Source organism: Idiomarina zobellii (genome assembly GCF_900100855.1).
In the GTDB taxonomy this organism is placed as follows: domain Bacteria; phylum Pseudomonadota; class Gammaproteobacteria; order Enterobacterales; family Alteromonadaceae; genus Idiomarina; species Idiomarina zobellii.
Window position 1 is genome coordinate 73021 of sequence record NZ_FNCB01000009.1, and the last position, 12583, is coordinate 85603.

17 protein-coding genes and 1 pseudogene are annotated in these 12583 nt (G+C 48.0%); 3 read left to right on the forward strand and 15 right to left on the reverse strand.

All coding sequences use genetic code 11. The features are described 5' to 3' along the window. Window positions 1-16 precede the first annotated feature (16 nt). From BLT32_RS08835 to BLT32_RS08875, 9 genes are all read right to left on the reverse strand, one after another. A complete protein-coding gene (locus BLT32_RS08835; RefSeq protein WP_053954064.1) occupies window positions 17-1327 on the reverse strand; it encodes an APC family permease in 1311 nt (436 codons plus the stop codon). Between the two features lie 21 nt (window positions 1328-1348). Beyond that, a complete protein-coding gene (locus BLT32_RS08840; protein WP_053954065.1) occupies window positions 1349-1783 on the reverse strand; it encodes a YybH family protein in 435 nt (144 codons plus the stop codon). 17 nt (window positions 1784-1800) lie between these two features. Beyond that, the gene (locus BLT32_RS08845; RefSeq protein WP_234972503.1) at window positions 1801-2649 is read right to left on the reverse strand and encodes a copper resistance D family protein; all 849 of its coding nucleotides are present in this window, start codon (window positions 2647-2649) and stop codon (window positions 1801-1803) included. After that, the gene (locus tag BLT32_RS08850) at window positions 2646-2996 is read right to left on the reverse strand and encodes a copper resistance CopC family protein (RefSeq protein ID WP_011234483.1); all 351 of its coding nucleotides are present in this window, start codon (window positions 2994-2996) and stop codon (window positions 2646-2648) included. The genes BLT32_RS08845 and BLT32_RS08850 overlap by 4 nt, the downstream gene beginning before the upstream one ends. A 26-nt stretch (window positions 2997-3022) precedes the next feature. Next, on the reverse strand, window positions 3023-3766 hold the full coding sequence (locus BLT32_RS08855) for a copper resistance protein B (protein ID WP_053954067.1): 744 nt from the start codon (window positions 3764-3766) through the stop codon (window positions 3023-3025). A gap of 11 nt (window positions 3767-3777) precedes the next feature. After that, window positions 3778-5541 (reverse strand): copper resistance system multicopper oxidase, encoded by a 1764-nt coding sequence (locus BLT32_RS08860; RefSeq protein ID WP_053954068.1) that lies wholly within the window; start codon window positions 5539-5541, stop codon window positions 3778-3780. Beyond that, the gene (gene tatA, locus BLT32_RS08865) at window positions 5531-5749 is read right to left on the reverse strand and encodes a twin-arginine translocase TatA/TatE family subunit (RefSeq protein WP_053954069.1); all 219 of its coding nucleotides are present in this window, start codon (window positions 5747-5749) and stop codon (window positions 5531-5533) included. The genes BLT32_RS08860 and tatA overlap by 11 nt, the downstream gene beginning before the upstream one ends. Before the next feature lie 2 nt (window positions 5750-5751). Next, window positions 5752-6243 (reverse strand): DUF411 domain-containing protein, encoded by a 492-nt coding sequence (locus tag BLT32_RS08870; RefSeq protein WP_053954070.1) that lies wholly within the window; start codon window positions 6241-6243, stop codon window positions 5752-5754. A gap of 66 nt (window positions 6244-6309) precedes the next feature. After that, entirely contained in the window at window positions 6310-6654 is a 345-nt protein-coding gene (locus BLT32_RS08875; RefSeq protein ID WP_053954071.1) for a hypothetical protein, read from the reverse strand. Between the two features lie 75 nt (window positions 6655-6729). Between BLT32_RS08875 and BLT32_RS08880 the strand changes: the two genes are divergently transcribed. After that, a complete protein-coding gene (locus tag BLT32_RS08880; RefSeq protein WP_006956255.1) occupies window positions 6730-6930 on the forward strand; it encodes a hypothetical protein in 201 nt (66 codons plus the stop codon). A 122-nt stretch (window positions 6931-7052) separates the two neighbouring features. On the opposite strand, the pseudogene BLT32_RS08890 reads toward BLT32_RS08880, so the two are convergent. The 3 genes and pseudogenes from BLT32_RS08890 to BLT32_RS08905 form a co-directional block, all read right to left on the reverse strand. Beyond that, window positions 7053-8120, reverse strand: a pseudogene (locus tag BLT32_RS08890) (transposase). A 21-nt stretch (window positions 8121-8141) separates the two neighbouring features. Continuing rightward, window positions 8142-8654 carry a signal peptidase II gene (lspA, locus tag BLT32_RS08900; protein ID WP_053954072.1) on the reverse strand — a complete coding sequence of 171 codons (513 nt, stop codon included), beginning with the start codon at window positions 8652-8654 and terminating at the stop codon, window positions 8142-8144. 3 nt (window positions 8655-8657) lie between these two features. Continuing rightward, entirely contained in the window at window positions 8658-9554 is an 897-nt protein-coding gene (locus tag BLT32_RS08905; protein WP_004364974.1) for a cation efflux transmembrane domain-containing protein, read from the reverse strand. A gap of 95 nt (window positions 9555-9649) precedes the next feature. Between BLT32_RS08905 and cadR the strand changes: the two genes are divergently transcribed. Next, window positions 9650-10057: a Cd(II)/Pb(II)-responsive transcriptional regulator gene (gene cadR / locus BLT32_RS08910; RefSeq protein ID WP_004364961.1), complete on the forward strand. Its 408-nt coding sequence runs from the start codon at window positions 9650-9652 to the stop codon at window positions 10055-10057. A gap of 544 nt (window positions 10058-10601) precedes the next feature. Here the strand turns inward: cadR and BLT32_RS08915 are convergent. Both BLT32_RS08915 and BLT32_RS08920 read right to left on the reverse strand, forming a co-directional pair. Next, window positions 10602-10976 (reverse strand): GreA/GreB family elongation factor, encoded by a 375-nt coding sequence (locus tag BLT32_RS08915; RefSeq protein ID WP_053954073.1) that lies wholly within the window; start codon window positions 10974-10976, stop codon window positions 10602-10604. Window positions 10977-11204: 228 nt separating this feature from the next. Next, on the reverse strand, window positions 11205-11528 hold the full coding sequence (locus tag BLT32_RS08920; protein ID WP_235443995.1) for a GreA/GreB family elongation factor: 324 nt from the start codon (window positions 11526-11528) through the stop codon (window positions 11205-11207). Window positions 11529-11915: 387 nt separating this feature from the next. Between BLT32_RS08920 and BLT32_RS08925 the strand changes: the two genes are divergently transcribed. Further along, window positions 11916-12299, forward strand: coding sequence for a DcsG N-terminal domain-containing protein (locus tag BLT32_RS08925; protein WP_053954075.1), 384 nt, complete (start codon window positions 11916-11918; stop codon window positions 12297-12299). Here the strand turns inward: BLT32_RS08925 and BLT32_RS08930 are convergent. Beyond that, the coding region (locus BLT32_RS08930) for a transposase (protein ID WP_143020955.1) at window positions 12294-12583 on the reverse strand (290 nt) is incomplete at its 5' end. The genes BLT32_RS08925 and BLT32_RS08930 overlap by 6 nt on opposite strands.

Below are 12583 nucleotides of genomic sequence, written 5' to 3' on the forward strand. Positions count from 1 at the left end.
CTATGCGCTCTTTTTCTTAACGCTTTTTACGTAAAAACAAAATCTCACCAGCGGCAATCAATGCCATACCGATAAGAGACGCCCAAATCACCAGCGGATCGCTCGTCCATTTCACCCATATAAAAGCGACTAAAACGATGACGTCTAGCGTGATTGCGCTGACAAGTATGTAAATATTGGCATTCACCTTTTGCCTTAGATGCCGTAATACGCCCCAGTGGATCGCAATGTCCGTCACGATATAAAAAATAGCGCCCAGTGACGCAATTCGACTCAAATCGAAGAATGCCGCTAAGATCATAGCCATAACAATGGTGTAAACCAGCGTATGCTTCTGAATGGAACCTGGCATGCCAAAATGACTGTGTGGAACAAGCTTCATATTGGTCAACATGGCTAACATTCTTGAAACGGCAAACGCGCTGGCAATCACTCCTGATACCGTTGCTACAATTGCAAACGCAACCGTCACCCAGAGTCCAGTTTCACCGTAGACGGGTCTGGCTGCTTCAGCAAGCGCATAGTCTTTCGCTGTCACAATCTCATCAATCGACAAGCTCGAACCAACGGCCAGGGTGACTAGCACATATATTAGCGCGCAGATAACCAGCGAAATAATAATGGCACGCCCGACATTTCTCTTAGGCTCAACAATTTCACCGCCACTATTGGTTATTGTTGTAAACCCTTTGTACGCAAGTATGCTTAAAGCAATCCCCGCTAAAATACCGCCACCCGTAGCTTCTTCTGGAATAGCCGATATCGATTCAAACTGAATGCCTGAGGCCCACAAACCACCAGCCGCTAAAATGACCAACCCTAAAGTCTTAACAAAGGCCATAAAAAACGAGAACGTTTGAATAAACTGATTACTCAAAATATTGATAAAAAACGCAAAGACCAGCAAACCCACCGCCAACAAAGGGATAAGCCACTGCGCTTCAAAAGAAATTAACTGGCTGGTATAAGACGCAAATGTCCGAGCGACTAAACTTTCATTAATCACCATAGAAAAGTACATCAAGAGTGCGAATATCGCCGTCACACTTCCTTTTCCATAAGCTTTACTGAGGAACATCGCAATACCGCCCGCTGACGGATAGGCTTTCGCCAACTTAACGTAAGAGTAAGCGCTAAAGCCGGCAATGATACCGCCGCACACAAACGCCAGGACAAACCACTCTCTTGCCAGCTGAGCAACTTGTCCGGTCAGTGCAAAAATACCAGCGCCAATCATCACACCAGTCCCCAGCGACACCGCCCCCCAAAGACTAAGGCTTCCTTTCTGATAATCCTGATGTCCGTGTTCATGATCGTGTTCTGCCATAATCAGCTCCTGTGGTTGACGTTAGTTGGACCAGTGAATCCGGATAATTTTCCAGCCAGACTCAGTCGTATTTGATACGGTTACGGTTTCATTCATCGTTAAATCAACCTCACGCCCGTTATACTCCCCGGAAACGCTATACCGAGAAGTGATCACAGCAAGGCCATCGGCTTCTTGTACTGTCCTTTCAAGCAACTGTGAAGGAACCGCCTGGCTAAACTTAATATCTGACTTAAGGTGATGAGCACTGTACTCGGCCAAGGATCGTTCAACACCACCACCTTCAAAGATAAACACATCATTGGAAAGCACATCTTTAACGACTTCCGTGTCACCTTCAGTCAAAGCCGTTCGAAACCTATCAAGCACAACTGTCGGTTCAGATACTTCCTCGGCGCTACTGGGCGCTGAAATAAACATTACCGAAACCATAAAAACACTCACAAGTAATTTCATTCTTCTTATTCCTTACATTAACCGGGGGAAAACGCGCTGCTTAGCGCAGAGGCCAGGGTAAAAATAGTGACAGCCAATACCATTTCCGCCGTTATGGAGTTTTTGAGTCGCTTGGCGGCCGCGTTATCATTTAATTGCGGTACGAACTTTAATTTATGCAATGCGGCAACAAGGAGAATCAGCGCCACAAACACAAGTTTCGCTAGTAGTACCGTGTCATACGACGTAAGCGGCAGCTCTGGCATCCATCGCCCTGTTGCACTACGATACATAACCAAGCCCGCAATAAGGAGTATTGGAACCGCTGCAGACATATGCACACCAAAACGCTCCATAATGGCTTTCGCTTTAGCAAGCGGTACCGACGTTGCCAGCTTTCGCAATGAGTTAAGACTGCCGAACCAAACCCAAGCGACTAACAAGTGTGTTAAAAGCGCTAGCTTTCCCCACCAGACGGCGTCACTGCCGTGACCAATACTTAAAAAGCTCCATCCCATGAGTCCAATGGCGACAACATATAGCACCCACTTTATACGTTTTAGCTTAACAACGGAGTAAACAATCCAAGCAATAGCAACCGCTATCTGAAGTTGGATGAACAACCCAACAGGGCCGGTCCATATAAACTGCATGTAGGTCGTGTCAATCATGCCGGCAAAGCCTTCAGCAGCAAAACTACCGACTTTCAGAAAAAAATACAGAAGGCTTGCCAGTAATAGAAGCAACGCAACAAGGCTATTCTTTCGTTCAGACTGCTTTTTTAAACCGGACAAATAAACGATATAAGGCGAGGCGGTCATCACCGCGTTAAGCCAGAATATAAAGGCCAACGTTAAAACGCTGGCCACACTCCAAAGGGTCATCATTTCACCTCAAAGCTAAAATCACCCGATATTTTATGACTGTCCCCACCCATTGCCGTCCAATAAACCGTATAACCACCTGACGCCAAATTGTTTTTAACAGCAATTTCGTACGCTGCTTTGGGAGTCATGCTCATCGAAAAGTCCAGCGGATGCATTTTACCGTCATCTGAGTGCAGCATAATTTTAGCCAGACGAACATCACCGGAAAAATTCATCGTAATTTCCGTTGGTGACTCGGACAAAGTCGCACCGTCCTCCGGGCTACTGGATGTTAGGCCGACGTGAGCGCTGGCCCATGCACTAAAAAATAACGTGGTACCGAAGGCTAACTTAAGTATGTTTTTCATGTTGTTTCCTCTTTGTTTATTATCAATTAAAACCAAACTCTGGCCCCAAGGACCACGCCTGTTTCTGTGGTGTCCTCACCCATTCGTTTCATTTCATCTGCCGTGTTGCCTAACGCGCCGTTCCAATAAACACCAATGTAGGGTGCAAACTCACGACTGATTTCGTGACGATAACGCAACCCCACACGCAAGTTGCTCAAGCCACTTTGCCGTTCATATTTGTCTGAATCTGTCAGGTTGGCTGTAAACTCAATGCGAGGCTGTAAGTACGATGTTTGTGTGAGCTGCCACTCGTACTCAGTTTCGCTAACAAATTGGACGTCGCCTTCTTCATTCACCATCAGCGAGTTATCCATTTCGAACCAATAGGGCGCCAACCCCATAAAACTCACGACAGCATAATTTTCCATAGACGCGTCCGACGATAAGGTACCTCGCGTACCAATACCGGCCTGAAACGACCAAAACGGAGACACCAAGTATCCATACAGCAGTTCGGCACTTTCCAAGTCAGTGGGCTCACCGTCGTCTTGAACATTCTCCCCTTCACTCTTGAAAACAGCTCGGTGATAGTCACCGCCATACCAAGCCATCATGTCCCAGACGGCTAGGTTCTCTTCCTCGTTGGTTCGCGTTAACTCCAACCGATCGAACAGTACTTGCCCGGTGTAATATTCTTTGACGGGTTCAGGCCAGTCCTCTTTCGCATGTCCGGCGACTGCTAAACCTGGCAACAACGCCGCACCCACTAATAATGATTTACCGTACATAATTGTCCTCCTTATGCGACATTGACCACACGGAACATACCCGCTTTCATGTGATACAACAGGTGACAGTGGAACGCCCAACTACCCGGCGCGTCTGCCGTTATCAATAACGACACTTTTTCGCTCGGCTTCAGGCTAATCGTATGTTTGCGTGGGCGTGGATACTGTCCGTTTTCAAGTTCCATCCACATACCGTGTAGGTGTATGGGGTGGTCCATCATCGTATCGTTTACCATCACCAACCTCAGTCGTTCTCCATGATGAAACTGAACCGGGCCATCCACTTCGGTAAACTTCTTCCCGTCGAAAGACCACATGTAACGCTCCATATTACCCGTTAAGTGCAGCTCTATCTGTCGTTCGGGCTCCCGCGTATCCGGCCATTCATGCGCGCCGACCAAGTCGGTATACACTAAGACTTTATGATCAACGTCTTCCAATCCAATCCCGGGTTCATGCAAACGGCTTACCGGGTTTGTAGCAATCATAGCCGCCCCGGCGCCATGTCCGGACTCACGGTGTTTGATTTTAATGTTTTCGACCGGGAGCTCTTTTTTGTGTGTCATTTTATGCGTCATATGGCTGTTATTGCCGCCCATATGCTTCATATTCATGCTATTGCCTTTCATATCACCGGACATCGCCATCGCTCCCATGCCCATAGCGGCCATGCCTCGCTCAGGAACTTGCCGTAGTTCAGGCACTTCAGCCTCAAGACCAAGTTCCGGCGTTAATGTACCTCTGACATAACCACTTCGATCAAAGCTCTCAGCATAAATAGTGTAAGGCTTGTTTTGCTTAGGCTGGACAATTACATCGTAGGTTTCCGCCACACCAATGCGGAACTCGTCAACTGGCACTGGCTTCACAGGCTGCCCGTCAGCGGCCACTACCGTCATCTCCAATCCAGGGATTCTTACGTCGAAGAAACTCATTGCCGAACCATTAATGATACGCAGGCGTACTTTTTCACCAGGCTTAAACAATGCTGACCAGTTCATCTGTGAATCGCGGCCATTCATCAGGTAGGTATAAGTACTGCCCGTCACATCCGCAATATCACGGGGGCTCATTCGCATTTGCCCCCACATTTCTCGTTGCTTCCAGGTTTTCTCTAACCCTTGCTGTCGCACGTCCTCGAAGGTCTCAAATATCGTACGTTTTTGATAGTTATAGTACCCCTCCGCAACTTTCAAGTTACGAAACACGGTATCCGGATCTTCGAATGTCCAGTCGCTGAGAATAATGGTATGTTCTCGATCAGCACCAATGTCTCCGTCTTTCGGTTCAATCACTAACGGCCCCAGGTGTCCCAATTGCTCCTGCAAACCGGAATGGCTGTGATACCAATAAGTTCCGTTTTGCTCGACATCGTAGCGGTATTTGAACGTTCGTCCTGGCTTTATCCCTTCGAAAGATACGCCAGGCACGCCATCCATATTCTCCGGCAATATAATTCCGTGCCAGTGAATTGACGTGTCTTCCGACAACCGGTTAGTCACATTTAGCTTTGCTCGCTGCCCTTCTTTTAAACGAATCAAAGGGCCCGGCATTTGGCCATTGATGGTTATTGGTGCTCCTACTTTATTTCCCACGAGCAGTGGGGACTTTGCAATGGTCAGATCAATCTCATCGTTTGTCAGGATCTGATCTTTAAAACTGCGTCCCTGAGGAGCAGCCCAAGTTGGGGCTACTTTGGCGATTGCTAAAGCAGACGCCACAGTGAATGCAGATTTAATAAACTTTCGACGCCCTTTGTTAAACTCATTGCTCATTATGACGCTCCTCTTTTGAGGTTAAATTTTGATAACGTTGAACGTCCTGTTCCTTATCAGACGGCTCATCAGAAACCGATGATTTAAACCCTTTAATCGCACTACCAAGATCGGAGCCCAGGGTTCGTAGCTTTTTACTACCAAAAAGAAGAATGACAATAACCAGTAAAACTCCTAACTGAACCATACTCATGCCGCCAAATCCCATAGCTAAAGCCCTCCATTTGAGAGTGCTTGCTGCTGCTCTAAACTTGCTATCTGCTGATAAGGTGTAATTGAACCGTCCTCTTTGATTTCATAAACCGTATACGGTTGAAACCGAGTACCCATTTCCATACCAACAGACCCTACCGGCATGCCAGGAACAGTTAATCCAATGCCATTTTCTGACTTTTTCCCAGCTAAATAATGAGAAACCAATGTAGGAGGAACGTGCCCCTCAAAGACATAGCCATTACTAGAAATAGCGGTATGACAGGATTGGACCTCGGCACTAATACCGGAGTCACGTTTTCGTTGGGTCAGGTTGTTCGGATGTTGTACGGACACACTAAAGCTATCGGGTAAAGCTTGTAACCACTTTTCACAGCAACCGCAGTTGGGATCTTTTAGAACGGTTAGTTGCTGCTCTTCTACATCGGTTGCAGATACAGACACGGAAAACAGCATCGCCAAAACAGCGATATTGCGTTTGATAGACATAATTATTCACCGATTAATAAGTTTTAAGGAAACACGCCGAGCGTGTGTTAAATTTCTAGTAACTTATTAAGCGGTAATTATTGGGGGACGGAATAAATTAGACGCGTGTTTAGCACGAATTGAGGTGTCGATGGGCGCATCGACTTTGGCAGAGAGGTTAACTGCAGCGGCATTAACCGAAGAAGACTGTCCGACAAATAAAACCGAGCCGCCGGAGCAATGCCGAATGGTCATGTCAGCACAGCACGAGTTGTGCTTTTGCGTCTCATGCTCGCAATCGTTTGTGTCGGCTTCGTACATCATGCTGTGCTGCATTTGGCTGTTATCATGACATGCGTGAGCTTCTGCCGTTTGCGAAAACGACATCGACACCAATAGCACTGTCATTAATAACAGAATTCGAATTAGCACGAGCACCCTGCTTTTTGCAATTTAATAAACTTCAGTCTAACGTCATTTTAACGCATGTCAAATAAGGAGCAGATAATGATGAATCACGAAATGTTCGCAGGTATGGGCTTTCTATGGATGCTGATTGTGGGAGCTATTTTTATTGTTCCCGCATGGCGTATCTGCCAACGAGTTGGCTACCCTGGTCCATTGGGTCTTCTGATTGTTATCCCTATCGCAAATATCATTCTTCTTTACTTTATAGCGTTCGGCCCATGGAAAAATGTTGATAAATAGCTAATTCACTTTAACCAAAGCAACAAGTATAGCTTTTCATCTCTGATCAGAAGCACGAATTTATGGGTATACGGATTTAATGGTTGATGGGGCACCTTCACCCCATCAATCTGATACCACCCTCAGATGGTTGATAGATCGACTCCGTAGTTGAGTTCCTCTGCGAAGTCCGGCAGTCCGTAACCGATGGTTTTCTTGTAGAAAGGAGAGACCTTCGCAGTCGGTGCCTTCTTCTTGTGCTTCGTGGTGTAGAGCATTCGTGCCCGCATCACCTCGAAGGAGTAACCGCGCCCTTCACGGTTCTTGTCCTTGGCCAGTCGGTTGATGGACTCCGTGTAAGCGTTGGTGACGGGCATGTCCGTCTCGAAGTAGGTCATGGTCTCTTCGCGCCAGTTTCCCACTGCCCTGACCAGATCGCTCCAGACTTCCTTTTGGCCCTTCGGGATGGTGGCTATCCACTCGTCCAGGGCGGCTTCTGCCTGGAGCCGTGTGGTGGCGTCCCAGATGCCGTAGAAGCGCTCCTTGTGCTCGTAGGCGGCCAGCAGTTGCGGGAACGCGCCTGTCCAGGTCTCCATGATGAGGCGCTCCCGGTCTGAGACTTCGTGAGCGCGTTTCAGCAGGATTTTCCGGTCTCCCTTGAGAGTCCGGCTCTGGGACGGTTTCAGCTCCTTTCTGAGGCCCTTGCGCACTCTCTCTAGGGCACCGTTGGCCATGCGCACCACATGGAACTTATCGACCACGATACGGGCCTGGGGCAGCACAGCCTTGACCGCTGCCCGGTAGGGGTTCCACATGTCCATGCTGACGATCTCGACCTTCTGCCGGTCTGTGCCGCCACAAAGGTGTAGGGGTGGTTGAAGGATTCCTTCTCCACGTACTCATGCAGCCGCAGTGTCATACGGAATCCGTCCACCGATCTCCGGTAGCTGGGGCCTGAATGTTGTCTTGCAGGCCCGGCAGGTGTATCGGCGGCGGACCACCCAGAGAGTGACCCGCTTGCCGTGGATGGGCAGATCACGATAGGGAACGTCACGCTTGCCGAACCGTACGAACTCACCCTGCACGCCGCATTCCTCGCAGGCGATGGGATCGGGCACGTCCACCTGGAAGTGCATTTCGTCGTCGGTTGATTTGCAGCCCAGTACTTGGTATTGCGGCAGGTGAAGGATGTTGTCGGGAAGTTCGGTCATGGTGTTGTATAGGCGTAGGTGTCAGTCAGATCCATCCGGCTCGGCATTGGTGTTTGCTTTTTTACCCAACAAGCTGCTGGAAACGAAAAGTAAGGCACCGAGGACAATTGCAATATCAGCCAGGTTGAAGGCCGGCCAATGCCAGTCTCGCCAATAGAAATCAAAGGAATCCACAACATAGCCGCGAAAGACCCGGTCAATCAGGTTGCCCATGGCGCCACCGAGGATAAGACTGTAAGCGATGGCTTCTCCTTTATGACGATTTTCAAGGATCAGCTTGATCAGAAAAATCGAGACCACTACCGCGATTCCGATAAAAAAGTAGCGCTGCCAGCCTCCACCATTCGCAAAAAGACTGAATGCGGCACCGGTGTTCCTTAGGTGCACCCAGTTAAAGAACGGGGTCACCGAAACAGACTCGCCATAGGCCATTGATTGCTGCACCAGCCACTTTACAGCTTGATCAGACGTTGCCAGCAGGCCCGATATGGACAACAGGGCATACGGCGAGAGCTTTTTGCCAATAATGAGCATTATTTAACCCTTCAACGCCAAAATGCGTCTGGCACCGTTAAGTACAATGCCCCCCGCGATGGTGCCGATAATCAGATCCGGATAATTGGAACCGGTCCACGCGACCAGGGCGCCGGCGGTGATGACCCCCAGGTTGATCACCACGTCGTTGGCCGAGAATATCCAGCTTGCCTTCATGTGCGCCCCGCCTTCCCGATGTTTGGATATGAGCAGCAGACAACTGGTATTGGCAATCAATGCGACGAATGCGATAGCCATCATCACCAGCGATTCAGGCTCACTACCGAATACAAAGCGTCTCACCACCTCTACGAGCACGCCCACAGCCAAGATCAGTTGCAGTACACCAGCAAGATGCGCGGCACGTACCTGCATTTTCACGCTATGTCCAACCGCATAAAGGGCAAGCCCGTACACCGCCGCATCGGCAAAATTGTCCAGGGATTCTCCAATCAGGCCGGTGGACCGGGCGATCAGACCGGCAGTCATTTCCACCACGAACAGAAGTGCATTGATGCCGAGCAACCAGCGCAGGGTCCCGGATTCTTGCTTAGCAGAAGCTGCCGAAAACTCGGCGGCCTTGATGGTCTCCGGATTTGCAGCGACGGTTTCCTGAAGCGAGGCGCCTAGCCCCAAGGTCTTCAGTTTCGAGGTGACGGGCTCGACCTCGCCGTCATGCACGACCTTCAGCCGGCGGTTCGACAAGTCGAAGGACAGCGCCCGAATCTCCTCAAAGCCGTTCAGGGCTAGGCGAATCATTCGTTCTTCTGATGGACAGTCCATCTTCGGCACGGCATAAACACTGACCCATCTCCCTGGCGCCTCGGAGGAGGCCTGTATATCGGTATCCGCTGCGGACGTTGCATCACCGCCACAGGCGCCACCACAGGATTTGCTCATGATACGACTCCACTTGAACAATGTTGTGGTACCATTTTAAACTATAAAGCTACTATAAGGTCAATAGAGTAAAGAATCCGTTGGGGAGGAGGCTGATGCGCATTGGTCAGTTGGCGCAGTTGGTAGGGGTCGAAACACAGACGATCCGCTTCTATGAACAGCAGGGCTTGTTGCCGCCGCCTGATCGGCAGGACAACGGTTACCGTGTCTATACCGAGAAGCATGGTGAGGGGCTGGCCTTCATCCGTCGCTGCAGAATCCTGGGCCTGTCACTGGCTGAGATTCACGAACTACAGAGCTATCAGGACGACCCTCATCAGCCTTGTACCGCCGTCAACGCCTTGCTCGATGATCACATCTCTCATGTGCGGTCGCAGATAACCGCTCTGCAAGCGCTTGAGAAACAACTCGTTTCACTGAGAGCGAGTTGCAACGATGACCGGGAAGTTGAGGCGTGTGGGGTTCTTGCTGGAATTAGCGAAGGAAACATGCACCAGCAGTAGGTGAAGCATCAACCAGATAATCCGATGAGATGCCGGTCTGTCTCACTCTCATGCAAAGGTAAGATCAACCATTTAATCCGCTTACCCGAATTTATTTGCCACTACACGTTCACAAGTTGCAGACCACTATAGCTATGTTCAACGTGTTAAGCGAGTATTGGGCATAGCCAAAAAGTTAAAAGATTCATTTGTGAAAAAGCTTTCAATCAAAAAACTAAAGCTGAAGTTTTAGTAACAAGGTAAGTAACACGCTTGAATCTTAATATTTTTTATCCACTATAAAACAATAAGTTATTAGATCTTATCGATTCCGCCTCCGCACCAACTTCTTCCTAAAGCCCTGCACTTCGTGCGGGGCTTTTTCGTTTCTGAGCAACGGATGTAACACACTTAGTAACACAGTTCAGTAGCCTGATGTTATTACGTCAGGTCCTGACTACTCGTTTCAAATAACGCTTAAATAATTCCTTTATACTGCTTCGTGTGAAATACCTTCACGAATTTTTAAGCATCGCACCTGATGCAATAGCATCAGGCTGCGACACTAAGTCACATGGATAATTTCAACGGACTGCAGGCCACGGTTGGTTTTCCATTGAATAGACTGCCCTACAGACAAACCAATGAGCGCAGCACCTAATGGGGCAAACACCGAGAGGCTGTCCTCATATTTATCGACCTGATCGGGGGCTGTCAGCGTTTTTGTAAACACTTTGCCCGTTTCAAGTACCTTAAAGGTAACTTGTTTATTCAAGCACGCCACATTCTCTGGCATAGCCGCAGGCTCCAGCACTTCTGCACGAGCCAACTCGGCCTCAAGTTCGTCTAAAAACTCCGGCGGCAAGCGTGTTTCTTCCATGCTCTGCTCAATAACGGCCAAATCAAAAGTCGATATCGTTATTTTTGGTTTTGTGTCCATGTTTCTTCTCCATTAAAAAAGGGCTCCGAAGAGCCCTTGCTAGTTACTCATCAGAAAGCTTCTTCTTCTTTTTTTGTTTACGTTTTTCTTTCAACGTCATCTGAGGCTTCTTCTTTTCTTTCTCTTTACTCATTGGATTCACCTTATCTGTTCAATATCTAAAAAAGTACTTAAACTATTGCACAACTAAGTTACTCCAAGGCTCTACCCTCCTTAAGGCATGAGTGTCTAAATATCGGTAATTACTTTTCTTTGGTTTACAGAAATAACGTCCCACTTGTCGGTTCTTCTGCCAAACTCAGTCACCGCAACATCCCCTAATTTGAGCCCCAACAACGCCGACCCTAAAGGCGATATAAAGGAAATCATCTGCTCTTCGGGCTCTGCTAACTCAGGCGGCACCAAGGTGACCGTCAACTTTTCCCGAGTCACCCTGTTTTTAATAGTCACAGAGGAGCCAACCGTTATTCGCCCCAGTAATCTTGAGCTTTGTTTTTGGCTGAACTCAAGCCGTTCCAGCAATATACTTAGCTCAATAGGGTCCATTAACATTCTTTGTCCCGCATTTTGAAAAATGGGATTACCTAAACATACTGACCCTTTACAGGGCCTAAACATGCGCATAAGCACGGCTTTATCTCCAACCGAACTAATGAATAAATAACTGTGGAATTACAACAATAGAAGAACAGCCGAACGCATGAACTGCGTTCGGCTTAATTTGGAAAGGTGAGAGCGGTACTCTGTATTGAATAGTTATACTTAAACATAATGTCCTCAAAACAACTTGAGAACATCATAGCCCGTTAAAAATTTAAAGCAAGCCCTTGCTATATTCGTCTAAAAACACCGAATTTATTGCCTTTCGGTAGCATCAACCAACTAGAAAAGATACAGTCTCTTGCTCGGGATAATAGCCAGCTTACGAAGAGGTTAGCAATGAAAAACAAAGTCTGTATTTTGAGTATGGATAATTTAGAGGGCTTTTTTAGCTATGACGATTTATTAAAAGAGCCCTTTAAGCAGCATGGAATAGACGTAGAGACAGTCTCATGGCGTAATTCTCAGTGCGACTGGAATGAGTATGATGCCGTCATTGTCCGCTCAACCTGGGACTATCAGGACGACTGCGAAGAGTTTTTAAACGTACTAGAAAAGATAGAATCCTCTTCTGCAACACTGATGAATTCATTGCAGGTCATAAAATGGAATATTAGTAAGACCTATCTTAAAGAGCTTGAAGGTAAACAGGTACCCACTGTCCCTACTTTATGGGGAAAGTCAGAGAGTGTTCAATATTCTGTGTCAGCCAAGTTTTCATAAATCTATGTGGCCATCCAGTCGACCTTCAAAGTGGATGGTTAGCTGAGACAGTGTCAGATTCCAGTTCTGCACCGGGTGCGACCAGCGCTCAGTTGCTTTTAACATACCCGCGTACAGCAGCTTAAGCAAGCTACTCTCATTGCTAAAACCGCCTTTGGTTTTGGTCAGTTTTCTGAACTGGCGGTGTACCGCCTCAACGGCATTGGTTGTGTAGATAACGGTCCGAACATAATCCGGATATTTAAAATACGCTGAGAGTGTCGCCCACTTATTGCGCCAGGATT